General features: G+C 66.6%; 24 protein-coding genes. 12 read left to right on the top strand and 12 right to left on the bottom strand.

The genetic code is table 11. From position 1 onward, the window contains the following. Positions 1-129: 129 nt before the first annotated feature. The 9 genes from CHX26_RS06175 (at position 130) to CHX26_RS06140 (ending at position 10,768) form a co-directional block, all read left to right on the top strand. Positions 130-921, top strand: a complete 792-nt coding sequence (locus CHX26_RS06175) for a hypothetical protein (protein WP_199797848.1) — start codon at positions 130-132, stop codon at positions 919-921. Then, on the top strand, positions 855-1,109 hold the full coding sequence (locus CHX26_RS15970; RefSeq protein WP_199797847.1) for a hypothetical protein: 255 nt from the start codon (positions 855-857) through the stop codon (positions 1,107-1,109). Before CHX26_RS06175 ends, CHX26_RS15970 begins: the two co-directional genes overlap by 67 nt. 8 nt (positions 1,110-1,117) lie before the next feature. Continuing rightward, positions 1,118-1,951, top strand: a complete 834-nt coding sequence (locus tag CHX26_RS06170; protein ID WP_233997307.1) for a sugar phosphate isomerase/epimerase family protein — start codon at positions 1,118-1,120, stop codon at positions 1,949-1,951. Continuing rightward, the gene (locus CHX26_RS15855; RefSeq protein ID WP_104941614.1) at positions 1,944-2,966 is read left to right on the top strand and encodes a glycosyltransferase; all 1,023 of its coding nucleotides are present in this window, start codon (positions 1,944-1,946) and stop codon (positions 2,964-2,966) included. Before CHX26_RS06170 ends, CHX26_RS15855 begins: the two co-directional genes overlap by 8 nt. Next, entirely contained in the window at positions 2,966-4,126 is a 1,161-nt protein-coding gene (locus tag CHX26_RS06160; protein WP_104941613.1) for an FAD-dependent oxidoreductase, read from the top strand. The genes CHX26_RS15855 and CHX26_RS06160 overlap by 1 nt, the downstream gene beginning before the upstream one ends. Next, entirely contained in the window at positions 4,113-6,200 is a 2,088-nt protein-coding gene (locus tag CHX26_RS06155; protein WP_146107669.1) for a hypothetical protein, read from the top strand. The genes CHX26_RS06160 and CHX26_RS06155 overlap by 14 nt, the downstream gene beginning before the upstream one ends. Positions 6,201-6,205: 5 nt before the next feature. Next, positions 6,206-6,589 (top strand): GtrA family protein, encoded by a 384-nt coding sequence (locus CHX26_RS06150; RefSeq protein WP_233997332.1) that lies wholly within the window; start codon positions 6,206-6,208, stop codon positions 6,587-6,589. Continuing rightward, positions 6,586-8,931 carry a hypothetical protein gene (locus CHX26_RS15965; RefSeq protein WP_199797846.1) on the top strand — a complete coding sequence of 782 codons (2,346 nt, stop codon included), beginning with the start codon at positions 6,586-6,588 and terminating at the stop codon, positions 8,929-8,931. Before CHX26_RS06150 ends, CHX26_RS15965 begins: the two co-directional genes overlap by 4 nt. A gap of 226 nt (positions 8,932-9,157) precedes the next feature. Then, the gene (locus tag CHX26_RS06140) at positions 9,158-10,768 is read left to right on the top strand and encodes a hypothetical protein (protein ID WP_104941610.1); all 1,611 of its coding nucleotides are present in this window, start codon (positions 9,158-9,160) and stop codon (positions 10,766-10,768) included. Positions 10,769-11,295: 527 nt separating this feature from the next. Here the strand turns inward: CHX26_RS06140 and CHX26_RS06135 are convergent. Then, positions 11,296-12,771, bottom strand: a complete 1,476-nt coding sequence (locus CHX26_RS06135) for an aminotransferase class V-fold PLP-dependent enzyme (protein ID WP_104941609.1) — start codon at positions 12,769-12,771, stop codon at positions 11,296-11,298. A 73-nt stretch (positions 12,772-12,844) separates the two neighbouring features. Here CHX26_RS06135 and CHX26_RS06130 point away from each other — a divergent pair, with 73 nt between their 5' ends. After that, a complete protein-coding gene (locus tag CHX26_RS06130; protein ID WP_104941608.1) occupies positions 12,845-13,318 on the top strand; it encodes an Lrp/AsnC family transcriptional regulator in 474 nt (157 codons plus the stop codon). Positions 13,319-13,322: 4 nt separating this feature from the next. Here CHX26_RS06130 and CHX26_RS06125 read toward each other — a convergent pair whose 3' ends face one another. Continuing rightward, positions 13,323-14,078: a hypothetical protein gene (locus CHX26_RS06125; protein WP_104941607.1), complete on the bottom strand. Its 756-nt coding sequence runs from the start codon at positions 14,076-14,078 to the stop codon at positions 13,323-13,325. A gap of 66 nt (positions 14,079-14,144) precedes the next feature. Between CHX26_RS06125 and CHX26_RS06120 the strand changes: the two genes are divergently transcribed. Beyond that, the gene (locus CHX26_RS06120) at positions 14,145-14,783 is read left to right on the top strand and encodes a hypothetical protein (RefSeq protein ID WP_104941606.1); all 639 of its coding nucleotides are present in this window, start codon (positions 14,145-14,147) and stop codon (positions 14,781-14,783) included. On the opposite strand, the gene CHX26_RS06115 is transcribed toward CHX26_RS06120, so the two are convergent. From CHX26_RS06115 to CHX26_RS06070, 10 genes are read right to left on the bottom strand one after another with little or no spacing between them, the layout of a single operon-like run. Next, positions 14,780-15,091, bottom strand: coding sequence for a YciI family protein (locus tag CHX26_RS06115; RefSeq protein WP_172449727.1), 312 nt, complete (start codon positions 15,089-15,091; stop codon positions 14,780-14,782). The two genes, CHX26_RS06120 and CHX26_RS06115, sit on opposite strands and share 4 nt — an antisense overlap. Further along, entirely contained in the window at positions 15,091-15,993 is a 903-nt protein-coding gene (locus CHX26_RS06110; protein ID WP_104941604.1) for a VOC family protein, read from the bottom strand. The genes CHX26_RS06115 and CHX26_RS06110 overlap by 1 nt, the downstream gene beginning before the upstream one ends. Continuing rightward, complete coding sequence (locus CHX26_RS06105; RefSeq protein ID WP_104941603.1) at positions 15,990-16,748, bottom strand: enoyl-CoA hydratase/isomerase family protein; 759 nt, start codon at positions 16,746-16,748, stop codon at positions 15,990-15,992. Before CHX26_RS06105 ends, CHX26_RS06110 begins: the two co-directional genes overlap by 4 nt. Beyond that, the gene (locus CHX26_RS06100) at positions 16,745-17,617 is read right to left on the bottom strand and encodes a polysaccharide deacetylase family protein (protein WP_172449726.1); all 873 of its coding nucleotides are present in this window, start codon (positions 17,615-17,617) and stop codon (positions 16,745-16,747) included. Before CHX26_RS06100 ends, CHX26_RS06105 begins: the two co-directional genes overlap by 4 nt. After that, a complete protein-coding gene (locus CHX26_RS06095) occupies positions 17,617-18,420 on the bottom strand; it encodes an SDR family NAD(P)-dependent oxidoreductase (RefSeq protein WP_104941602.1) in 804 nt (267 codons plus the stop codon). The genes CHX26_RS06100 and CHX26_RS06095 overlap by 1 nt, the downstream gene beginning before the upstream one ends. Position 18,421: 1 nt before the next feature. After that, positions 18,422-18,730: an REDY-like protein HapK gene (locus tag CHX26_RS06090; RefSeq protein WP_104941601.1), complete on the bottom strand. Its 309-nt coding sequence runs from the start codon at positions 18,728-18,730 to the stop codon at positions 18,422-18,424. Between the two features lie 4 nt (positions 18,731-18,734). Continuing rightward, complete coding sequence (locus tag CHX26_RS06085) at positions 18,735-19,907, bottom strand: amidase (protein ID WP_104941600.1); 1,173 nt, start codon at positions 19,905-19,907, stop codon at positions 18,735-18,737. Positions 19,908-19,917: 10 nt separating this feature from the next. Next, entirely contained in the window at positions 19,918-21,285 is a 1,368-nt protein-coding gene (locus tag CHX26_RS06080) for a phenylacetate--CoA ligase family protein (RefSeq protein ID WP_104941599.1), read from the bottom strand. Further along, positions 21,285-22,583, bottom strand: coding sequence for an MmgE/PrpD family protein (locus CHX26_RS06075; protein WP_104943302.1), 1,299 nt, complete (start codon positions 22,581-22,583; stop codon positions 21,285-21,287). The genes CHX26_RS06080 and CHX26_RS06075 overlap by 1 nt, the downstream gene beginning before the upstream one ends. Then, entirely contained in the window at positions 22,580-23,809 is a 1,230-nt protein-coding gene (locus tag CHX26_RS06070; RefSeq protein ID WP_104941598.1) for an MmgE/PrpD family protein, read from the bottom strand. The genes CHX26_RS06075 and CHX26_RS06070 overlap by 4 nt, the downstream gene beginning before the upstream one ends. A gap of 41 nt (positions 23,810-23,850) precedes the next feature. Between CHX26_RS06070 and CHX26_RS06065 the strand changes: the two genes are divergently transcribed. Further along, positions 23,851-24,606: a GntR family transcriptional regulator gene (locus CHX26_RS06065; RefSeq protein WP_233997306.1), complete on the top strand. Its 756-nt coding sequence runs from the start codon at positions 23,851-23,853 to the stop codon at positions 24,604-24,606. The last annotated feature ends 5 nt before the right edge of the window (positions 24,607-24,611 follow it).

Here is a 24,611-nt window from a genome sequence, read left to right as displayed (position 1 = left end):
TAACCTTATGGATATCAATCTGAATTATGAGCAGACTTACCCCTTCAAGCGGATCGCAGCCGCTCTGCTTCCGTGTAATCGACCGAAACATTTCCCCGAATGCGAAAGCAGTGATGGTTCCGAGACGCGATGGATAATTCTGCAAGCCTTCAGGATGGAACTGGCCTCATCGGCCATACCGGCTTTGTCGGCGGCGCGCTGCTGCGGCAGGCGCAGTTTGCGCAATGTTATAACAGCGCCAATATCGACACTATTGCCGGAAAGTCCTTCGGCACGCTGGTGTGCGCCGCCGCGCCGGGCTCCATGCTCGAAGCCAACCGCGCGCCGGAGCGCGACGCGGCGCAGATCGAGGCGCTGATGGCGCAGCTCGCCACTGTGCGCGCCGAACGCTTCGTGCTGATCTCCTCCATCGCCGTGCTCGCCGACTTTGCCGCAGGCGATGACGAGGGCACTTCCGCCTTCCAGCAGACCCTCGCCTATGGCCGCCATCGCCGCTTGCTGGAGGCGTTTGTCGAAGACCACTTCCCCCGCAGCCTCATCATCCGCCTGCCCGCGTTGTTCGGGCAGGGCTTGCGCAAGAATTTCCTGTTCGATCTGCTGAACCCGGTACCATCGCTGCTGCCCGAGGCGCGTCACACGGCGCTGGTCGCTGCCCTGCCCGCCAGCCTCGCGGCGTGGGTGAAGGGGCTCTACACCCCCGATCCGGTGACGGGAATGCTCAGGCTCGACCGGCCTGCCCTCAATGCCGCTCCCCGGCGCGCGGCGCTGGAGGATGCGGTGACGGCGCTTGGCTTTGCCGCGAGCCAGTTCCACCACCCGGATACGACCTACCAATACTATCCGATCGACCGACTGTGGCAGGACATCGGCATCGCGCTGGGGCGGGTCTCACTCACCTCCACCTCACCGCCGAGCCGCTGACCGCCGCCGCGATCCATGCGCGCCTCACCGGGCGGGCGATGCCGGACAGCCCGGCGCGCCTCCACCACGAGGATATGCGCACCCGCCATGCCGGACTGTGGGGTGCGGATGGCCCCTACCAGTTCAGCGCCGCCGAAACGCTCGATGCCCTCGCCGCGTTCTTCGCCAGCGAAAGGGCCGTGGCATGAGGCTCGCCATGTCCAATATCGCGTGGCTGCCGGAGGAACGGCTTGAGGCCTATGCCATCCTTGCCGAGGCGGGGATCACCGGCCTCGAAATCGCGCCCGGCCTGTTCTTCCACGCCGCCGCCAATCCCTTCGCGCCCGATGCAGCCAGCGCCCGCGCGGCGATCAGCGAGATGGCCGATGCGGGCCTCACGCTGGTGTCGATGCAATCGCTGCTGTTCGCTGTCACCGGAGCCGCGCTGTTCGGCCCGAGCGAGGCCCGCGCCGCCTTCGAGGCCGGGATGGCGCGCGCCATTGCGCTGGCCGAGCGGTTCGGGATTCCCAATCTGGTGTTCGGCTCCCCCCTCCAGCGCCGTGTGCCGGAGGGTATGGCGCTGGCCGACGCGCTGGAGGACGCCGCTGCGTGCTTCCGCAGCTTGGGCGAAGCTGCCCTCGCCGCCGGAACCCGCATCACGATTGAGGCCAATCCAGCCGCCTATGGCACCAATTTCCTCACCACACTCGACGAGGCCGAAGCCTTCGTCGACGCCGTGGACCATCCGGGGATCGCCCTGATCCTTGATCTGGGCGCGATGCATATGAACGCCGATTTCGCCAGCGTGCCCGCGCGCGTCCCCGGCCTCGCCGCGCGGCTGGGCCATGTCCATGTCAGCGAGCCCGACCTCGCCCCCGCCCCGGCTGATCCCGCCGCGCTTGCCCCGGTGCTGCGCGCCCTCAACGCCGCCGGTTACGCCAAGGCGGTCTCGATCGAAATGAAGCGCGCCCCTGAGGGCCTTGCCGCCGTGCGCGCCTGCGCGGCGCGGCTGGTCGCGGCGTTCACCCAAGCGGAGACGATCCATGCGTGAACCCGACGCCAGCCAGTTCAGGAAGCGCCGCGAGGATGTGGTCGTCTCGGTCTGCTTCTCCGACCTGCCGAGCACGCCTGCCACCTTCGACACGGTGCGCGATGTCGCCGCGAGCCTCGATCAGGCCTACCGCTTCCGCGAGATCATTCTGGTGGTCGACGATACCCAGCGCGCCGCCTTCCTCGATCTGGTGCGCGACGTGCCCAACCTGCGCCTGTTCGTGGTGCGGCGCGGGACCGAGTATTACGACCGCCGCGTCGCCGCCGCCGAGGAAGCCATCGGGGATCTGGTGGTGATCGGCAATATCGACGAAGTTGCCGAACTGGACGTGCTGGCCTTCCTCAGCTTTGCCGAGGACGCCAATGCCTTCAGCCTCGCCCACCGCCCCGCGCGCCGCCCGGTCAAGGCGCTGCTGGCCGCGCCCTTCCATGCGCTGGGCAAGCTCGCCGGGTTCAAGGTCGATCCGAGCGATTTCCAGACCGTGGTGATCCCGCGCACCCTGCTCAATCTGGTGCTGGCGCATGACGAGCCGCGCCTCGCCCTGCGCTTCCCCCCGCGCGATCCGCGCCTGCCGCTGGCGGTGTTCCACACCCCGCGCAATGTGGTGAGCCGCACCGCCTTCCGCGATCTGTCGCGCCGGATGCAGCTGTTTCAGACGCTGCTGGTCTATCTCACGCCCACGGTGCTGTCGCTGGTGTCGGTGTCGTCCGGCATCCTTGCGCTGCTGGGGCTGGCCTATGGGGCCTATATCCTCGGCGCGGTGGCAATGGTGGAGCGGCTGGCTCCCGGCTGGCTGACGACCAATGCGATGCTGGCGATGAGTGCGGTGTTCATGGGGGTGTCGACGCTCGGCCTCAGCCTTGGCCTGCAACACCTGCTCAAGCATCAGCGCGGCGCGCGCAGCAGCGTGGTGCCGGAGGAAGTGAACCGCATCGACCTGTTCCAGCAGGTCGCCTTCGATCTCAATGTCGAGCTGGAGCGCGAGGCTCCGCCCGCCCAAGGCAAGCCCGGCTGATGCCCGCGCCCGCCCCCACCACCCAATATGATTACGTCGTGATCGGCGGCGGCTTTTATGGCTGCTGTCTGGCGCTCTATCTGCGCTCGATTGCGGCGCGGGTGCTGGTGGTGGAGGCCGGGCCACGGCTGATGGACCGCGCCTCGCGGGTCAATCAGGCGCGGGTGCATACGGGGTTTCACTATCCGCGCTCGGCCTCGACTGCGGTCAAGTCGATGCTGCTGCACCGCCGCTTTCTGGCGGACTTCCCCGAGGCCGTGGTCGACGATTTCCAGATGCTCTACGCCATCGCCCGGCGACGTTCGAAGGTGACGGCGAAGAAATTCCACCGCATGTTCCGCGACATGGGCGCGCCCATCGCGCCCGCTGGGCCGGGGCACCGGGCGCTGTTCAATCCGGACATGGTGGAGGACGTCTTCACCTGTCACGAAGTCGCCTTCGATCACAAGATCCTGGGCCGCGCGGTCGGTGAGCGGCTGGCCGAGGCGGGGGTCGAGGTGCGGCTGAACACCGAACTGGTCGGGCTGGCGGATCACCGCAGCGGCGCGATCGCGGCGCTGTCTGACGGAAGCGAGGTCAGCGCGCGCTATGCCTTCAACGTCACCTATGCCCGGATCAACACGGTACTGGCCAAGGCCGGGCTGCCGGGCGCGGCGCTGAAGCACGAGATTGCCGAGCTGGCGCTGGTCGAGCCCCCGCGCGAGCTGGACGGGATCGGGGTGACGGTGATGGACGGGCCGTTCTTCTCGGCGATGCCCTACCCTTCGGAGGGGCTCTATTCGCTGACTCATGTGCGCTACACCCCGCATGACAGCTGGGCGGATGATCCGGCGCAGCGCGATCCCTATCGCTACTTTGCCAGCTGCGATCCCGACACCCGCTATGCCTTCATGATGCGCGATGCTGCGCGCTATCTGCCGTGCATCGCCGGGGCGGGCTATCGCCGGTCGATCTATGAGGTGAAGACGATCCTCATCAAGAACGAGGGCGATGATGGCCGCCCGATCCTCTACCACCAGAAGCCCGAGGGCAGCCGGGTGATCTCGATCCTCGGTGGGAAGATCGACAATATCTACGACCTGTTCGAAGCCGTGAAGGACACCGCGCCCGAATTCGCATCCCTGCATTCGGGTTACGTGTTCGGGCATGCCTATGCCTGATGTGGTGCGGGTGAGAGGGCGCTCGCGCGGCTTCGCCGCTCTCGCGGGGGTTGGACTTGCGGTGCTGGCGCTGCGGGGCGGGGTGCTGTGGTATGATCACAGCCTCCATTCGATCGACGGCGCGATGCAGACGTGGTTCGCGGCGGAGCATTTCGCGCGCGGGGAGCAGCTGGGGACGGCGTTCCAGTCCTACCTCGGGATCACCATGGTCATGGTGCTGCTGCCGGTGTTCGTGCTGTTCGGAAAGACACTGTTCGCCTCGACCCTCGCGGCGCAGGCGGCGGTGGTGGCGGGGGCTTTCGCGACGGCCTATGCCTGCGCCTGGCTGATCCGCCCGATCCCCCTGCAGTGGCGCTGGCAGGCGGCGGTGGTGATCGCGTTCCTGTTCTATTGTGCCGGGCCGATGGTGGCCGGAGCGGTTGGGTTGGCGTGGCCGGCGACGCTTGACCCGGGCGTGTCGCTCAGGCCGGTGCGCGGGGCGCTGCCGTTTCTGGTGCTGCCGGTGTTCGTGCTGTGCGTGCGCAGGGCGTTGCATGGTCGTCGCGGCGTGGTTGAGGGCGCATTACTGGGCAGTGTCGCCGGTTTGGGCATGCTGTGGTCGAACGACGCGGGCATTCCGCTGGTGCTGGCGCTGATCGGCGCGCTGGTGCTGGCGCTCCACCGGCACAGGGCGATTCTTACGCGGATGCTGGCAGGTGTCGCCCTCGGCACCGCTGCTTCAGCCGGAGCCCTGTTGCTGGCATTGACCCACGGCGCGCCGGGGCCGTGGCTCCAGTACAACTTCCGCGACGTCGCCGCCGACCAGTTCTGGTTCTTCGCCCCGTGGGAGAGGAGCACCCGCATCCTCGGCGTGAGCGACCTCCCCAACATCCTGCACCACGCTGACCCCCTCTCGGCGGCGAGCCTCATCCTGCTGACCGCCTGCGTGTTGTGGGCGACACTCCAGCGCCTGCGCTCCCGGAGCGCCCCGGTGCGGGGGAGCGCCTTCGTGTTCGTCGGCGCCAGCGTGCTCGGCACCGCGCTGATCCCGCAGATCGGCGGGCATGTAGGGGCGGAGTACAACGGCATCACCTTCGTGCTGGGCGCTTGCGCGCCGCTGATCGTGTGGGGGCGCGGCGTGCTGCGCCTCGCCCGCCCGCTGCTGTGCCGGGCGCTGACCCCGGCGGTGGTCACCACGTTTGCCACTCTCGCCGCGCTGGGCATGGTGGGGATCGAAGCACAACGTTTTGTCAGCGTCCGGGCGAGCACCGATCGCACCGCCTATGACCCCGCGCTCGGCTTCCATGTCACGCCGGAATATGCCGCCGATCTCGCCGCGATGCGCCGCCTCGCCGCCGACTGGGATGCGCGCAAAGTGCCGCAGAATCGCCGCCTGATGTCGGCCTATACCTCCTCGCTCGACATCGCCGCCGGAGCCCCGAGCGCGACCCCGGTGGGATCGCTGATCCACGCGCTCGGCCCGCGTTACCGCACCATGGCGGCGAGCAAGGTCGCCAACCGCTCGGTCGCCGCGATCACCACCATCGCGCCCGATTACAGCGGGTGGGAGGGCTGGCTGATGCGCGCGCAATGGCCGTTTTTTGAGAGCCTCCACACCTATTACCGCCCGATTGCGCGCAACGCGCAGCACATCCTGTGGGTGCCGTCGGGCGGGCAAGGGCCGGGGGCAGAGGTGCCCTGCACGGTCGAGCAGCCCTCGCCCAGCCGCCTGCGGGTGACGGTAAGAGCGGCGGAGCCCGGCCTTGCCTCGGTGGAACTCCGGCGCACCGGCCCCTTCGCGCGGGGACGCGGCGCGATGCTGACCGTCACCGAGGACTCCCCCTTCACCCGCGCGGCGACCGGCGCGCCGTGGAGCGATTTCCCGCGCTACGGCATCGCCAACGCAGCGCGCATCACGATGCCCGCACCGCTTGCGCCGGGGAGCGCCACGGTGCTGACGCTCGATGTGCTCGACGGATCGGCCATCGGCACCGCCACCTGCTACGCGGTGATCCTCGCCCCCGTCGATCTCGCCGCGCTGCCGTCGCTGCCCGAAGGCGTAGACGCCTGGCTGGCCGAGGAGGATCGGCTGTGAGCGAGATGATCCGCTTCTTCGTGGTGACGGTGCTGGGGGTGATCCTCGATCTTGCCATCGCCTTCGCGCTCCACCATTTCGCGGGCGCACCGCTGTGGCTGGCGGCGGCCATCGGCTTTACGCTGGCGGCGAGCCTCAATTACGTGATCCACCAGACCTGGAGCTTCCAGAGCGGCCCGCGCACGCTCTCCGGCAGACGCGCGGCGCTCTATGGCGGGGTGGCGCTGGCGACGCTGGGTGTGCGGGTGGGGATCGTGGCGCTGCTCGACCGCGCGCTTCCGGAGGCGTGGCCGCTGGCGATCCTTGTCGCGGGCGCGGGAGGATCATTCTGCGTCAACTTCGCCCTGAGCAAATTCGTCGTCTTCGCGCCCGAGGCGGAGCGGCCATGACCATGCAGCCGCCCACCATCATCGACGACAGCGGTTGGGACGTCCCCGCGCACGAGGCCGCGCTCTACGCCACGCGCCGCAATGCCCACGCGCTCGTTATCCCGGTGATCAACGAGGGCGAGCGCATCCGGGGGCAATTGCTGCGCATTCAGGCGGCCGGCCTGCCGGTCGATGTGATCGTGGCCGATGGCGGATCCACCGACGGATCGCTCGATGCCGATTTCGTGAGCCAAGCAGGCGTACGCGCGGTGCTGACCAAGACCGGGCCGGGCAAGCTCTCGGCCCAGCTGCGCATGGCCTATGCCTGGTGTCTCAGGCAGGGCTATGCCGGGATCGTCACCATCGACGGCAATGGCAAGGACGGGGTCGAGGCGGTGGCAGAGATGGTCGCCAAGCTGGAGGAAGGCTGCGACTATGTGCAAGGCTCACGCTATCTGCCAGGCGGGGCGGCGGAGAACACGCCGCTCGAACGCACCATCGCCAACCGCCTGATCCACGCCCCGCTGCTCAGCATCGCCGGGCGGCACTGGTTCACCGACACCACCAACGGCTTTCGCGCCTATTCGGCCGCCTATCTGCTGCACCCCGATGTGCGCCCGTTCCGCGCGGAGTTCTCGGTCTATAACCTGTTGTTCTATCTGACCGTGCGCGCCGGGCAACTGGGGTTGAAGGTCGGCCATGTGCCGGTGGTTCGGCGCTATCCTGAGGACGGCAAGGTGCCGACCAAGATCGGCGGCTTTGCCTCTAAACTGGCGCTGCTGAAGGAGGCGCTGGTCGCCGCGACCGGGGGCTATACGCCGGACGAGGCCACCCACCGCCGCGCCGGGTGGCTGGCGCCGGTGCTGCTGGTGCTGACGGTGCTGGGCGCGGTGCTGGCAAGCGTGATCGCCGCCCCGCCCTATTCGCCCGATTCCTGGGCGCTGTACGAATTGTCGCAGACGATATTCGGCGATTTCTACCGCTTCAACCACTGGCGCAGCTATGCCGATGCGGGGGCTTACTCGGCGGCTTTCCCACCGCTGACCCCGGTGCTGATTGCGCTTACCGACGGCGTGCTGGGCACCGGGCCGCGCACCGGGCTCTATCTCGCCTTTGCTGCCTTTGCGGGTTTCGCGCTGGTGTCGGAGCGGATCGGGCGACAGGTGGCTGGTGCGCCATGGGTGGGGCTGGCGGCGGCGGGCGTGCTGCTGCTGGGGCCGAACATGCTGCTGATCGAGCTTGGCGCAGGGCGGACGATCCCGCTGCAATTGCTGATCCTGTCGCTGATCGTGCTGGGGCTGCTGCAAGGCCGGGCGCTGACGCTGATACAGGCGGCGGGCGTGGGCGCGCTGGCGGGCCTTGCACTGATGAACCGTTTCGACGCGGTGCTGCTACCGCCGCTGGTCGCGGGCGCGGTGCTGTGGCTGACCCGTCGCCCCGCGCACGCGCTGGCGGCGCTGGGGGCGAGCCTGATCGTCATATCGCCGTGGATCGCCTATTCGCTCAGCACTTTCGGCACCCTGTTTGCGACGGACAATGCGGGCATAGCGACCGCGATCGACCCGGCTGCCTATGTCACCGACTGGTGGCCGAACGCGCGGCCCTCGCTCAGCGACGATCCGCTAGGATGGGCGGCGCGGGTGGCGGGCAATGGCCTTGGACTGGTCCGCACCTTCGCCTCGCTGGTGCTGAGCCCGCTGGGCCTTGGCGGCGCAGCGCTCGTGGCTGCGCCCCTTGCGCTGATCTGGCTCACGGGTGGGCGTCCGCGCGGCTCTGCGCGCTTGTGGGTGCTGGCGGGCGTGACGGCGGCGCTGGCGCTGATGATGGCCCCGCAGGTGCTGACCGGCTATCTTGAGTACCGCTATTTCAGCGCGCCGTTCTGGGCGCTGTTCCTGACCATCGCCTGCTGGGGCGTCGCGCAGGGCATCACACGCCACCAACGTGCGACCATCGCTGCCCTTGCGGCGGCGAGCGCGGGCGCGGTGCTGGCAGGCTTCGGCGCGGCGCATCTTGCAGCGAGCGGCTTGCCCGGTACGCGCGAGTGGGCGCAGTTCGACCGCCCAGCGGACGTCCAGACGCTCCAGACCTGCCTGAAGGACACCCCCAATCCGCGCATTCTGGTGCTGGGCGACGACAATTTCGCCGCCCGCGCAGGGGCGCTCGGCGGACTCGCCACCATGATGGAGCCGCGCAACATGGCAAGCGGGCGCCTGGGCATTCAGGGCAGCCGCGCTTTCGTCGCCGAGTTTAAGGTCGATTATGTGCTCCCCAGAGACCCGGCAAGAGCAGCATGGGCCGCCTCAAACCCCGATCTGGCCGAGGTCAGGGGCTGCCCGTTCCCACTCTATCGGGTCGCACGGTGAGGCCATGGCGGTTGAGGAACAGCGCACAGGCGGTCATACAACTTGCCGCATCGGCACAGGGTCAGGCGCTCCACGGGAGAAACACAGGATGATGTCTCGCCGATTGATGATGGCCAGTGGCGCAGCAGCAATGCTTGCACCCGGTCTTCTTTCGTCCGGCCCTGCGTCCACGCCACTGCGAGCGCAAGTAAACGACCGCGGTGGTGCAATCGCGCGTGACCCCGCCATGGCGGCTGCCGCGCCGCCGGTGCGCCTTGGTGACACGATCTTCACCGCTGATGATCCCGCTGCCCTATGGCAGAGCGCCGGGCAGCACACCGTCCGGGTGTTTCTGCGCAAGGGGCCGTGGGCGCTGATCTGGTATCTGCAACCCGCATCCCCGATCGATGGCAAGCCGTTCGATGTGGTGGTGGTAGAGCGGCAGCGCTGGACCAATCTGGCGGCGGAGACCCCGGCGGTCAGCTATCAGGCGAGCGTGTTTGGCCGCAGCTTCCCGCTCTACGGCCATGGCGACTTCCAGCGCTGGGTCATGGCATCGCGCCCCTGGCCTCTGTCCGATCGGGAACTGAACCGCTGGCAAGCCTCGGGCCTGTTATTGCCGTGGGGCATCGGGCCGAGGCTTCAGGCCCCATCGGATTGGCCCTATCTCGACCCGGTCCCGAACTACACGCCGCTCGACAAGGGCGGGTTCACGCCGTCCATGGGAACCACGGGATTGCGCGATGAAGTGGGGCCGATCATCCAGCGACAGGCGCGTTATATCATCGAACGCAGTGCAGAGATGCGGCGCGTCACCATGAATTACGGGCTGACTGCGGCATCGATCCCGTGGCATGTGCGCGGGGCCGATGGCTTGCCGCTGCTGCTCGATACAGCCAATACGCCCCTGAAAGTGCAGCAATATTACCAGAACTATCCCGAAGAGAGGATCATCTCCGTCAGTCCCGGGATGCGGTTCGATTGGGACATCGACAATGCGCACCGCCCGTGCCCGGCGTTGATTCCCGCCTTACTGTCCGATTTGCATCCCTTCTTCATCGAAGAGCAGGTGTTCTCCGCCTGCACCGTGCTGAATACCGTGACCCCCGATTATCGCGGCGCCAGCGGCAAGCTGGTCGATCAGGATCAGGGCCGTGACTGGGCTTGGTCGATGCGCGATCTGGTGCTGGCCTCTGCCTTGCTCCGCGCTGTGCCGGGGCTTGACTGGCTACCAGCGGCAGAGCGTTTCGATGCAATCCTGTCCGCCAATCTCGACCGCGCGGTGCGGGCGCTCGCGGTGCCGGGGATGGGGCAATTGGGGATGTTCTGGGAAGGCAATGCCTGGGACAGCGAGCCCAATCCGACCTTCTGGGCATCAATCCGGACAGGGCAGCGGCCCGGCGTCTACACCGGCTCGATCGTCTACTACATTGGCTACGTGCTCGATTGGGGGCGGCGATTGCATGACGATCCGCGCTGGTTGCAATTGCAGCTGGCCTTTGCAGAGAGGTTTCTGGCGCGGCGTTTTCTGGCGACCGGGCCTTATTGTTTCCTCAACCTGCCAGCGCGACTGGAGGGCCGCTGGTTCAGCGATTGGCGGCACATGGCACAGGTCCTTGGCCTGCCTGCCGATATTGCGCGGCAAAGATGGGTGAGTTTCGATCTGCCGGTGGATGATCCGAGCGCCTATCCCTACACCACCGAATATCCCGCGACGGTCTATCATGGCCTGAAACTGGCGCAGGCAACGGGGGCCACCAATGCCGATGTCGATACCGCGGTTGCGCTGATGGAGGCGCAGATCCGCCGGGGCGACACGGAAAGCTATCCCGCCTTTGCCATGCGCCATGCGCGGTGAGGTTATGCGCGCAGACGGGCGCAGCCACTGTGGATCGAGGCCCGGGTTGTAACGACGGCAAAGTGGCCACTTGCGGTTCACGCTGATGTCCGTGGGGACGACGCAATGTGCTCTAAGCTCAGCAGCTATCGCGACGCAGAAGGGAAAAGGGGCCGGTATGAGAAATTTTTTCTCAGCCTTTTCTAAAGGCCGGTGGCGGAGCAGGAGGGATTCAAATTTATCTACTAATGTATTGAATTATCATGTTTATTGATGTCCCCAGCTTGTGGGCCACCCCAAAATTTACCCCAGAAGCTTGCTCAGTTATCTGCGAGGTTTGTCCACCGATATCGACGCTCCACAAGACCTTCCGCTCCCTCGCCCAGCTGCCGAGAAGATCAAAGGCGGTACCCTTCCCCTGCCGTCATTCTGACAACCCCCAGACCGCCTCAAGCCGAAGCTCGAAACTTCCGGTCCAGCGCCGATGCTGGGAGGGGCATCGTCACCTATTTGCCCCTCGACAAGCAGAAGAGCACCTCCTTCGGACTTTAGATTGCCACAGGCTCGAATATGGCAGAGACCGGGTTCGCGACGAAATGGCGCGACAGGCTGTCGAACTCCCTAGCCACCCGCTCCACGCCAGCAATCAGCGTGGCAAGTTCCGCATCGCTCAAGAGGCAAGAGAAATTGACCCGCACGAAGCCAGGCTTTTCGAGCTCTTCGCCGGATCGGATCGCCCGATGAATGGCCTGCGACTGCTTATCGTCGATGCCGAGCAGGCGATGGACATAGGGACCCGCGCAGGCGCAACCACCGCGGGCCTGAATGCCGAGGCAATCGCTCAGTATGCGGGTGACAAGCTGGTGGTGCACAAGACCTCCGTCAGCGTCCCTGATCCGGAATGCGGCGATGGGCAGGTGCGTGGCCATCTCGCGTCCCAGCACCTCGATCCGCGGATTGGCCCGCCACCGGGCAAGCGCGGCGCGGCACATGGCCGCAGCCCGCTGGTCGAGCCCGGCCTCGCTCATCTCCGAACGCACGATTGCCGCGAGTGCGGTGCGGATGTCGCCGATGACGTTGGGCGTGCCTGCTTCCTCGCGTGAGGCGAGATCCGGGAGATAATCATGCCCGCCCGGCGATACGAAGCTGACCGTGCCGCCACCGGGCGCGGAGGGCTTGTCCAGCACAGCCGCATCGCGCCGCATCACCAGTACGCCCGACGATGCCGGGCCGCCGACAAACTTGTGCGGCGAGAACACCAGCGCATCGATATGCACGTCGGCGGCGGGTTGCATCTGCATCGCGACATAGGGCGCAGCTCCGGCATAGTCCCAGATCACCTTGCCGCCCGCCGCCTGCACGATCCGTGAGACATCGGCGACATCGGTCAGCGCGCCGGTGACGTTGGACCCGGCGGAGAAGGCACCAATGATCCGGCGACCAGCACCACGCCGCAATTGCGCGATCAGGGCCTCGCGACCAGGGCCACCGTCTGCGTCTTCGGGCAAGGCTATCACCTCCGCCCCGCTTTCGCGCCATGGCAGAAGGTTCGAATGATGCTCGTAAGGGCCAAGCAGCACCAGAGCACGCTGCCCTGCGTCATCGCACTGATCGGCCCCGAGCAGGCGCACCAGCTTCTGAAGACCCGCGGTGGCGCCCGAACCGGCGAAGATCACCGCATCGCCCACCCCCGCCCCGCACAGCCGGGCTACTTCAGCCCGCGCCGCCCGGCGCAGGGCGTTGATCGCGCGGCCGCAATAGGACGCCTGCGTGTGCGGGTTGGCATAGACCGGCAGGACGTGTTCGAGCACGAAATCCTCGAGCTCGCGCAGCGCCCGGCCCGATGCGGCGTAATCGGCATAGAGCATCGGCTGCGGGCCGAGCGGCCCGTCGACCATCCGGCCCTTGCCGATGATCGAGTGGCCCAGCGTGCCTTGCGCCAGTTTGGCACGGATATCGGCGCGGAAGGCATCGAACAGGGCGTGAGCTTCGTCGGCTTCGGGGTAGGAGAGCGGCTTGGTCATGCGCAGGTTTTCTCCCAATCCGACCGCGATTTCATTACCGATTTTCGGAGATTCACGCTAAGATATCGTTCGTATGACCACACAGATCGTCGAGATTGACCAAATTGATCGCAAGATCCTGATGGCGCTCCAGCACGATGCCTCGCTCAGCCAGCGCGCGCTGGCCGAGGAAGTCGGGCTGTCCCAGAACGCCTGCTGGCGCCGCCTTCAGCGGCTGGAGTGCGAGGGCGTGCTGCGCGGGCAAAGGGCGAAGGTCGATCTCGCACGGCTCGGTCTCGATCTGGTCGTAATCGTGATGATCAAGACGCCCCACCATTCAAAGGATTGGGCAATCGCCTTCAAGAACCATGTCGAACGAATCTCGGGCGTGGTCGATCTCTACCGCATCGGCGGCGAATGGGACTACCTCATCAAGGTCGTCACTCAGGGGATCAGCGGCTATGACCGCTTCTACCAGCAATTGGTCGACGGGTTCGATCTTTCGGTGGTGACGGGTCATTTCGTGATGGAGGAAATGATCGCCTCGCGTCCGGTCACGCTGGTATGAGAAATCAGGGACGGGGTGGCTGAAACAACGCCGGTTCAACCTCCCCGTTCACGCGGGTTTCGCTCCAGAACACGCTGTTGGAGACGATCCCGTCATACAGCAGCGTCACCCGCCGGGCCTGCACCCAGCCGTTTTCCAGCCGCACGAAATCGCTGTAGAGCCGCTCGTGAAATCCGCGCGGCGCGTCGAAGGCCATGTAGGTGACGAGGCCGCTTTCTGCATCGAATCCGAACAAAGTCTGCACGCCGTTGGGGTCGAGGATGCGCACCATGTTCGTCCGCCGCCCGCCGATGTCGCGCGGCGGCGCGAAGTGCAAAGCGAAACCGTCTTGCAGGGCAGACCGGATGATGCCGAAGCCGAAATTGCTGGCCCAATAGGCGTCAGCTTCGACGCGGGGCATGATGCCGCGTTCGGTCCAGGTGGTCTCGCCGTCATAGCCAACCTCGAAGATCACCCTTTCGCCGGACCTCGCGATGATCCGCACCTTGCCCGAAGCCTCGTGCGCGGCCGTGCGCCCCTCCTCGAAAGTGCGCCACATGCGGTAGTCATCCGCCTCGGAGCGCACCACGCCGGTCGCGGGATCGTAGAACGTCGCCGTGCCGACCAGTTCGAGCGTTGCCGGTTCGAGCCACAGGTCCCCGCCATGGGCCGCGACCGCGCGCTCGACCACCGCCCGCGCTGCCGGATCGGATAATTGGGCCTGTAGGGGGGCTGACGCGAGGGCGAGAAAGGCGAGCGCCACCGTGATGATCCAGCGCATGACATCCCTCCTCTCAATTTGTCCGGACAGCTTTCCAACCATGCCGCCATGCGATATGCAAGCGCCATGAGGACTTATCGCTCCCACGCGCTTGCCTGCGCTTTTGCCTGCGCGCTCGCCGCCCCCGCCCTTGCCGCTGCGCAAGGCCCGCTGGCCGCCGGAATCTGGAGCAACACCGAAGACGCCTACTTCGCCGAGGAGGAGGGGCGCTCCCGCCCGGCACCAGTCATGATCGAGGTCGGCGCGGACGGACGCTGGCGCGGCATCGATGCTTTCGGTGCGCCGCAGGGCGAATGGCAGGAAGGCGCCATACCCGGTCTCGCGCCGCGCGAGGGCGGTTCGGGGTGGCAGATCGACGGCAGCGAGATCCGCCGCGCGCGGCCTTTCACCTGCTGGGTCTCGGTCCGCAAGTTCGCCGCCAAGCCCGACGGTACGCCCGACTGGACCTTCGCCGGAAACCTCGCCAGCTTCGATCAGGGCGGGCGCGTAACGATCCCCGGCGATGGTGTGGCACCGGACGTGTCGATCCGGTTGCGCAACGTCACCTGGGCCAAGAGCAGCCGCAACAAGCCCTCGCTGGTGCTCTATGTCCACAAGGACGATCCCGAGCGGGCAGAAAGCTACAGCTGGGCTTCTCCCGATGCGAGCCTCGTCGGGATCAATCTGCGCTGGATGCAGGGCAGCTGCACCCGCACCGGGAACTAATTGCCAGCCCGCTTCCACGCAGCGCCGCCGACCCAGTCACCGGCGACCGCACGGAATTCCTCGCAAGTGATCGTGGCCCAGACCCCGGCGCCGAAATAGGGATCGGCCTCCAGCCGCGCGCGGGCCTCGGACATGTTCTGCCCCTTGATGACCAGTAGCGATCCGACGGTGCGCTCGCCCTCCTTCAGCGGCCCGGCGACGGCGTAATCGTCAATATGCGCTTCGACATGGGCAAGATGCGCGGCCAGCGCCGCCTCGCGGGCCGGTCCACTGCCGTGCGAATCAAGGCAGCGGAAGGCGAACAGCATCATAGCCCCACCTCGACACATTCGATCAGTTCGCCCGCTGCGCCGATTGCGGTGGCAGCGCGGCGGCCCTCGTAAAGCGCGCTCTCGCGGACGGCCGGCGGTGCGATCCACTGTGCCGTGCAGGCATCGAGATCGCGCACCGCCAGCGTCACCAGCGCATTGCCGGGCGGAAGCAGCCCGCCATGCCGGGCGCGCGGTACCGCAGCGGCGGGGTAATCATCGACCTCGATAATCGGCATGCGCGCGTGCTTGACCATGGTGATGGTGGTCTGTGTTTCGGATGGCAGGGCGAAGGCCTTGTTGATCATCGAATAGGGCAAGGTGTAGTCGACCCCGCGCTCCAGCCCGAGCCGCTCGACATACCATTCTATGGCGGCCTGACGGTCGGGCGTGGCAAGCACCACGATGAAGATCCGGTCGACAGGCGAGCCAGCACGCGGCAGATCGGTATCCGCCATGTCGGCAAGCACCTGATTGAGATAAACCATCTCGCCCCCCGGCCCCAGCGCCTGCATCGGGATGAAGGCAGGCGCGACATTCTCGAGCTTCTTCGGCCGGCCAACGATCCGGAACAGGTCGGGCGGGAGCGCATCGGGCCAATGCCAGACGTCCTCCACCGTGGTCTCGAAAGCGGCCCAGCCATAGGTGGTGGTGGGCTTGAAGGCGGGATGCGCGGGCTGCTCGACCAGCCGGAACCAGCATGGTGCGCCGCTCGCCGGGCGCAGCACCGCATAGGGCGAACCGGCGTTGGCGGGGCAGCCCCAGCTGGCGGCGAGATCGGGGTCGAGCATTCCATGCTCCACCTTCTCCAGCCCGAGAACGCCGTGATAGGCGGCAATCGCCTGTGCGAGATCGGGGACGGTCGAAAGCCCGCCCATGATCGTGCCGTGTGGAATGGTCATGCCTTGAACTCCGGCTTGCGCTTCTCGACAAAGGCCGCCGTGCCCTCGGCAAAATCGGGGCCGGTGAAAGCGGCGGCGAAGGTCGCCAGCGTCTCGGGATCGTCTTCCGCCTGCCCGCCGAGCACGCGGCGCACAAAGCCCTTGATCGCGCGCGCGCTGCTACCTGACGCAGCGGCGATCTGCGCCACCAGACTATCGCTGCTGTCCGCGATGATCTCGACCAGCCCGATCCGCTGCGCCTCCTCGGCGCTGAGCAATTCGCCGGTGTAGAGCATCCGCTTCGCCTGCCCCGGCCCGACCAGATCGACCAACAGCTTCACGTCGTGCAGCGGGTAGACGAGGCCGAGCTTGGCGGGCGTGATGCCAAAGCGCGCCGCCGGGGCAGCAACGCGAATGTCGCAGGCCATCGCAATCCCGCAACCCCCGCCCACGCAGTCGCCCTCGACAAAGGCGATGGTGGGAATATCGGCGCGCGCGAGTTCGAATTGCGCGCGGTTGATCGCAGCCTGATTGGCCGCGCGCCAATCGGCGTCATCCTTGTTGGCGAGCAGTTCGCGGATGTCCGCTCCGGCGCAGAACGCGCTGCCCGGTTCAGCGGCGCGCAGTTCCAGCACCTTCGCCGCCGGATCGGCGACCGCCTCGGCAACCAGCGCGGGCAACGCCTCCCACATGGCCATGTTGAAGGCATTGCGCTTGTCCGCGCGGTCGATCAGCAGGCGCGCCACCGCGCCCTCAAGGGAGAGGCTGAGGCTCATGCCGGGTGCGCGGCCATGAAGTGATCGGCAATCGCCTTGCGGGTCGTCACCCACACGCCCTCGTGCGCGCGGACATGGCGGAAGAACGCCTCCAGCGCCCAGATCCGCCCCGGTCGCCCGATGATGCGCAGATGCAGCCCGAGGCTCATCATCTTGGGATTGCCCTCCGCGCCCTCGCGGTAAAGCTGATCGAAGTTGGCCCTGGCGTAGTCGAGCCACTGGTGCGGGGTCAGCGCCGGATCGGTCCACATCTTCATGTCATTGCTGTCGAGCTGATAGGGCACGATGCACATGGGCTTTCCGGGTACAGTCTCGCGATCCCAGAACGGCACATCGCCCGAATAATCGTCCATGTGATAGGTAAAGCCCTCCTCGGACAGCAGCCGCCGCGTGTTGTCGGTGAGCAGGTAGCGCGAAAGCCAGCCATAGGGGCGCACGCCGCAAGTGCGGGTGATGCTGTCCACCGCCTTGCGGATGAATTCGCGCTCCTCGGCCTCGTCCATCTTGAACTGGTGCACCCAGCGCCAGCCGTGGCTGATGGGTTCGTGGCCCAGCGCGACGATGGCCTCCGCGATCTCGGGATGGTTTTCAAGGGACATGGCCGCGACCGTCCAGCTGGCCGTGATGTCGTATGTCTTCAGCAGCTTGACGATCCGCGGGGCGCCCGCCTTGATCCCGTAGAGGTAATTGGATTCGTTGGAATAATTGCGCATCTTCGACTTGACGAAGACACCCAGCTCGTCGACCGGCTCCATCCCGCGATCGCCGCGGGCGATGGTCATCTCGCTGCCTTCCTCGACATTGACGACGACGCTGAGCGCCATCTTTGCACCGTCAGGCCAGTCCATCCGTTCTTCGATCAAGGGCATCAGTGCATTTCCTCCCCGCCCGAGACATTCAGCGCCTCGCCGGTAACATAAAAGGCCGCATCGCTCGCCAGCCACAGGCAGGCGGCGGCGGTGTCGGAGGGCAGGCCGGGCCGGCCCATCGGGTTCTTGGCGGCCATGTTGGCGAGATAGTCCTCGACCCTCGCAAAGCCGAGCAGCTTCGAGAAATATTCGTTCTGCTGCGCGCCGAGGCCGGTGGTTACGTGGTTGGGGCAGACCGCGTTCACGGTGATGCCGTGCTTGCCGAGTTCGACCGCACTCGCCCGCGTCAGGCCGACCATGCCGTGCTTGGACGAGACATAGGCAGGCAGGTGCGGGAAGCCCGTCTTGGCGGCTTGCGATGCGATGTTGATGATCCGCCCGCCCTGCCCCCGCTCCACCATCGCCCGCGCCGCGGCTTGCGTGCAATAGAACGCGCCCGACAGGTTGACGGCGATCACCTGATCCCATTCGTCAGCGGTGTCGACATCGAGCAGCGGCTTCATCTTGAACCCGATCCCGGCATTGTTGACGAGGATATCGACCGCGCCGAAGCGATTGACGGTCTGCGCAATCAAGGCACGGCATTGATCCGCCTTCGACACGTCGCAGGCAATGGTCGCCACCGCCGCGCGGCGCGCGCGCAGGTCTTCGGCAACGCTCGTCGCCTCGGCATCGATTGCGAGGTCGGAGACGACGCAGTTCGCGCCTTCGTCAGCAAAGGCCTGAAGGATACCCTGCCCCAGCCCCTTCTGCCTGCCCGATCCGGTGACGACAATGGTCTTGCCCGCAAACGCACCGCTCATGTCACAGATCCTCGGTCAGGATGAACTGCGGGGCATCGGCAAAGCCTTGGAAGGGCGCGGCGGCGGCCTGGAAATCCGCGGTCGAAATATCCGCGATGAAGGCGTCCATGCCGGTGATGTCGATGACTTCGATATACTGGTAGGCGGGGGTCGCGGCATCGTCGCCGAACACGCCGGTGGCCTTGTGGACGGTGAAGGACGTCACGGAGCCGAGGCCGTTCACCATCGGGATATCGCGGGTCTTGGCCCATGTCTCGTAATCGGAAACGTCGACGCCGGGCTTCAGGTTGAACAGGCAGATGATGCGCATGGCTTCAGGCTCCTTGGCTGGGCGGGCGATAGGCCCGCAATGTGTTGTCGAGTGCGCGGGCGAGCGCAAACAGGCCGCTTTCTGCGCCTGCGTGGCCCACCAGTTGTATACCCATCGGCAGGCCGTCGGCGGTCCATCCCGCCGGGATGCTGATGGCCGGAAGGCCGGCGATATTGGCAAGGCAGGTAAAATCGGCCTGTGCTGCGGGCTCCGGCTCGCTGTGCGCGAAGGGCGGATTGGGGACGGTGGGCAGGATCAGGAAGCCGTGCTCCTCCACCACCGCGCGCACCTCGGCGGCGGTGCGCTCGAGGATGGCGCGGTCCTCGGCCCAGTCGGCAAGGCTACGGCGGGGGCCATAAGTGAGCAGCTTTGCCAGCCTGTCCGAGGTGGAAACCCCGCGCAGATGCGCCGCCATTTCGCGCGAGACGCCGATGAAACCGGCAAAGCGGATGCGCGACTGCGGGTGGGTGAGCGAGACTGTCGCGGGCGGCGCAGGCAGGGCGGCAAGCGCGGCATCGAAGGCGCGCGCGACCTCAGGATGCACATCGACCCCATGCCCGGTCAGCGTTGCGCCGGCGCCCTCCAGCGCGTCGTCGCCGAAGCCCGAGATCACGCGCGCGGCCCGTTCCAGCACATCGAGGTCGCGAGCCAGCGGCCCGATGGCATCGAGCGACAGGTCGGCGGGCTCCAACCCTTCCTGACTGACGCTCGCGGTGGCCGGCTTGAAGCCGTAGACCCCGCAATGGCTCGCGGGGATGCGGACCGATCCCATGGTGTCGGTGCCCAGCGCAATATCGCACAATCCGGCCGCGACCGCCGCGCCGCTCCCACCGGAGGAACCGCCCGGCGAAAACCCGAAACGATGCGGGTTTTGCACCGCACCGAAATGCGGGTTGTCACTCTTCGCGCCGAGCGCGCCTTCCTCCATGTTCAGCACGCCAATGATCGCCGCCCCCGCCTGCCTGAGCAGAGCAACCGTGTCCGCGTCACGATCCGCCAGCCGGGTTTCGTAGGCGGCAAGGCCAGCGTGCCACGGCATCCCGGCGACCGCGATATTGGCCTTGATCCCCACGGTCAGCCCGGCCAGCGGCCCCTTGCCAAAGGTCGCGGAGCGGTCGAAATCGCTAAAGGCGTTGAGCGGGGCATTGGCAGCTTCAAGAGCGTCGAAGTCGATCATCGCCCTGCCTCTAGACCCCGCGCCTGTCGATCAGCCGGAGCGGCTTCTGGCGCGTGTCGATCTCGGTCGCCGCCGCCGTTTCGCCGGGGGCAACGAGGGCCACTTCGACCTCGACCCCCAGTCCACGGCGCAGCAATTCCGACAGTTCGCCTGCATCACTGCCGCCCCGGCTTTCGAGCGTCACGGTCATGTGGTCCTTCTGGCTCGCGTCGCGGCGCAGATGGCACACGTATTCGCCGGTCAGATCGGGCCGGTTTTCGATGATCGCGCCGATCGCGTGCGGGAAGACATTGATCCCGCGCAGCTTCACCATGTTGTCGCTGCGGCCCTTGAACCCTGCGATGCGCTTGAACACAATCTCGCCGCGCCCATCCAGTTCGTGCGTGATGTCGTGGGTGTTGAAACGGATGCAGGGGGCAATGTCGTCCTTGTAGAGACAGGTGACGACCATGTCCCCGGTCTCGCCCCGCGCCACCGGCGCGCCGCTTTCGATGTCGAGCAATTCGAGATATTGCGCGTCTTCCCAGACATACATCCCGTCGCGCTCCGGCCCCTCGCCCGCGATGGTGCCGGTGTCGCCGACCCCGTACCAGTCATAGGCCTTCGCGCCCTGCCACGCGGCCTCGGTGCTGGCGCGGTCCTCGGTGCCGAGATGGCCGATGATCATGCGAATATTGATGCGGTCGAACAGCCCCTCGGCCTCGGCGGTTTCGGCGAGCTTCCTGATGTAATCGACGAACCCGACGATGGCGGTCACCCCGAAATCGGCCATCAGCCGGACCTGATTGACAGAGCGGGTCTCGATCCCCGTGCCGGCGCTGAGGAACACCGAATTGGTAAAGTGAGTAACCGCCTCGCGGATATAATGCCCGCCGTTGATCATGCCGTGGCCGTAGACCGAGTGGACGACATCTGTCGGCTGGAGCCCCATCCAGCGATACATCCGTCCCACCAGCAGGTTGCCGACCTCGCGTCCCTTGGGGCCGAAGATCAGCGTCTGCGGCTTTCCGGTGGTGCCACTGGTGGTGTGAAAGATGCTCGGCGCGCGAGTTTCCGGCGCGCCCATGCCGTGAAAGTCGCCGAAGGGGGGATAGTCGGCGATAGAGGCCATCAGGTCGCTCTTGTCGTAGACGGGGAGCTTGGTGATGTCCTCAAGGCCGCGAATGTCGCCCGGCTCAATGCCCTTGGCGCCCCACAGTCGGCGGTAGAAAGGCACCTGCCAGCCGCGCTGCATCAGCTTGCGGAACTGGGCATCCTGAACGGCGAACAACTCGTCGCGGCTCATGGATGTGTAGCGCGCCGTAAAGGCCTCGCCGATCGGATAGTCGGCGAGGATCTGCTTGTGGTCGAGCGCTTCGAAATAGGTCGGGTAGGTCATCAGGGATTCGCCATGTAAGAAATTGGATCATCAAAGATGCGCGGGTCGACATCCGGTCCCGCGAGTCTGCGGCACAGGCCGTATTTTGCAGCGGATTGGGCAGGGCTCATCGGAAGGGCCGGGCTGCCGAGATTGGCCGGGATCGCGCGCTCGATGACGCGGCCATCGCGGCAGGTGACGACGAGGCGCTGCGGCGCCATCGCGTTCTCGTCGGGATTGGCATCACACTTCACCGTGACATTGCCCGCCAGCGCCACCAGCTCGGGTGCATGAAGCGCAGCGCCATCGAACAGATCGGGGTCGATCACCCCGTCGCGCAACATCAACGGCGCCAGAATCGCGAGGCATAGCCGCGCGTATGCGGCGCTCATGTCCGGCCGGTAGGGACGCCCGACGAGGCGCTCGATCAGCGGGGGCGCGTGAAGTTCTATGCGCGCGACATCGCCGATCCGCAGGCCGGCCCGGTAAAGCGCCTCAAGCTCGCCGAGTGCGCCGTGGCTGGCCCGCCCCGAAGGGAAGGGCTTGATCGCGACTTCGCTGATCCGCCAGACCTTGCCGAGATTGTCAGTGTAGCGCGAAAGATCGAGCGGTTCGATCAGGCGGGAATAGCCGAAAGGGCCTTCAAGCACGTCGTGCGGGCCGGACATGCCCGCTTCGACCAGCGCGACCGCCGTGATCGCCGCGCGTGCGGCATTCGCGATCTGCAACGGTAGCGCGATCGATGCCTCGACATGGGCCTGCATCGTTCCACTGGCGAAGGAATAGGCAAGGCCCATCACATCGGCAAACCGGTCAGCGGGAATATCGGCGAGGCGCGCCGCCGCCAGTGCCGCGCCGATCACACCTGCCGTGGCAGGGCGAAAGAACGCCATCGGCCCGGTCGCCGCAAGCCCCAGTCCGCTGGCGATATCGACGCCGACAGCCACCGCAGCAAGGACGTACTCCTCGCCCACCCCGCCGTTGTCGTGGGCCTGCGCCATCACCGCTGCGGTTACAGCGGAAAGGGCGTGCACCACTGCCCCCTCGTGGACGGCATCCCATTCGAGGCAATGGATCGCAAAGCCGTTGAAGAACGCTGCCGAGGCCGCCGGAGCCTCGCCGCCGCACAGCAATCGGGTATCCGGATTAGTGCCCAGCGCGCGGATCGCGTATTTCAGCTTTTGCGCCTCGGTGGACTGCGCGCCCGCGGCACCGCTTGCCAGCGTGTCGACAATCAGCCGTGCGGTATCGGCGCGCACGCTTGCCGGAAGGCGGTGCTCCGCAGCCGCAAAATCGAGGATGGCCTGCGTCGCGCTCACCGGATCCATTCCTCGAGCAAGGCGTCAATCGCAGCACCATCATCGCCCTCCAGCGCCAGTCGCGCGGCGCGCTCGGCCTCGCTCGCGGCCAAGCCGCCCCAGCGAGCGAGGCTATGCATCTTGGCAATGATGCCCTCGGCACTCACCGGCCGTTCGGGATCGCCGATTGTGTCGACCAGTTCCAGCCCGTTGACCCGCGCCCCGAAATGCGCGGGGAAGCGCGCGGTGATCGCCGGATCCTCGGCCACCGACACTTGCGCACGCAACGACGCAAGCGCAGCGATGGCCTCGGGGGTGAAGTCCTCTGGCTCGGCACGGCGCCCGTCTGCCACCACGGCGACCGCGTGCTGGAGCGAGAACTTGGCCTCCAGCTCGGTGGCGGGATCGGGCCGGTCACAAAAGGTCAGCGCGTCGGCATAGGTTTCGACATGGAAGGGTGCCTCAAGTCGCCCTGCCTCCCGTAGCTCCAGCGCGGCATCGATCGCGGGATGCGCGTGGCGGCATGCGGCAAAGGGCTTGAAGCTGACTTCGTGGATCAGCCACCCCTCGCTGCCGCCCGCAAGCGGGCCGGGTGCTTCGGTCATGCCTGCAAACAGCCCCTGCGTCCCTTCGAGCAGTTCCAGCGGCCCGGTCGCGCCGTAATGGACGTGGAGTGCCGCATCGCGCCCGGTGCGCACCGCGTGGTGGATGTGCCACTGCTTGGTCAGGACGCCCGGCGCATGGCGCATGTGCCACAGCCCGCCCGCGACCGACCCGGCATTGGCGAGCGCATGGGCATATTCAACCGGGGCAAAGCCGATCAGCGAGCCGAATGCCGCCGCCGCTCCGAACCCGCCCATCGTCCCGGTCGGGTGCCAGCGGGCATAGTGATGCGCATCGCAGGCCGCGCCAATCGCGATCATCGCCTCGTAGCCGCGCACCGCCGCATCGAGCCGCGCGTCCATGGTGGCGCTCGCCATGCTCAGCGCTGCGGGCCACACCACCGGGCCGGGATGAAGCAGGGCGGTGCGGTGGACGTCGTCCATCTCCAGCACGTTGCCAAGGTAGGTCGCCCGCTCCCAGCCATTGAAGGAAATGGTCGCACCGAGCGCCGCTGCCTCGGTGCCCCGCCCCCCCGCAACGCAAGCGAGCCAGTCGAGCAGGTGCAGCCGCGCACGCTGGCGCTCGCCTTTTGTCACCGGGCGCGCTAACCTTGCGCCAAGTCCGGTCAGCAACGGTTCGCTCATGATGCACCGCCTGCCAGACCGCCGGAGATTTGGAGCTTGAAGTGGCCACGATAGCCGAAGAAGCAAAGCCGCAGCGCATCCCGCGCTACCTGCAGTTGGCAGGCGAACTGCGTGAAGCGATCATGAAGGGCGAATTCGCGGGCGGGCGGCAATTCCCGACCGAAACGGTGCTGTGCCGCAAATACGATGTCAGCCGCTACACCATTCGCGAGGCGCTGCGCAGGCTGGAAGCGGAAGGGCTGATCCAGCGACGGCGCGGATCGGGGACCACAGTCCAGCCCGCGGCGGCACGCGGCGGCGCGCTGCACCAGCCGCTCTCCAATGTGGGCGAGCTGCTGCAATATGCGCAAGGCAGCGAAGTCACCTACGCATTGGAGGGCCGCGGCGCCTTGCCGTCCGAGGTCGCCGTGCAACTGGCCGAGCCGACCCATGGCGAATGGACCGCTTTTCGCGGGGTGCGCCGCCATGCGGGCGACGTGCCGCCGATCGCGGTAACCGACGCCTATTTCCATGAATTGCTCGGCGATGCGGTGGCAGCGCTCGATCTCGGGGCGGGTACGCTGTTCAGCCAAATCGAGCAGCTTGCCGGGGTCCGGATCGGCAAGGTCACACAGGACATCCAGGCCATCCCCGCCGACGAGCGCATGGCCACCATCCTTGAGGTCGAGGAAGCCAGTCCGGTCCTGCGCATCCTGCGCTGCTATTTCGATCATAAGGGACGGATCTTCGAGATTTCTGTCAGCCACCACCCCGGCGACCGCTTCGCCTATGCGATGCATATCGACGTCGAGGCCTAGACCAC

This window comes from Porphyrobacter sp. HT-58-2 (genome assembly GCF_002952215.1).
GTDB lineage: Bacteria > Pseudomonadota > Alphaproteobacteria > Sphingomonadales > Sphingomonadaceae > Erythrobacter.
This window is presented reverse-complemented; position numbering and strand designations above follow the sequence as displayed.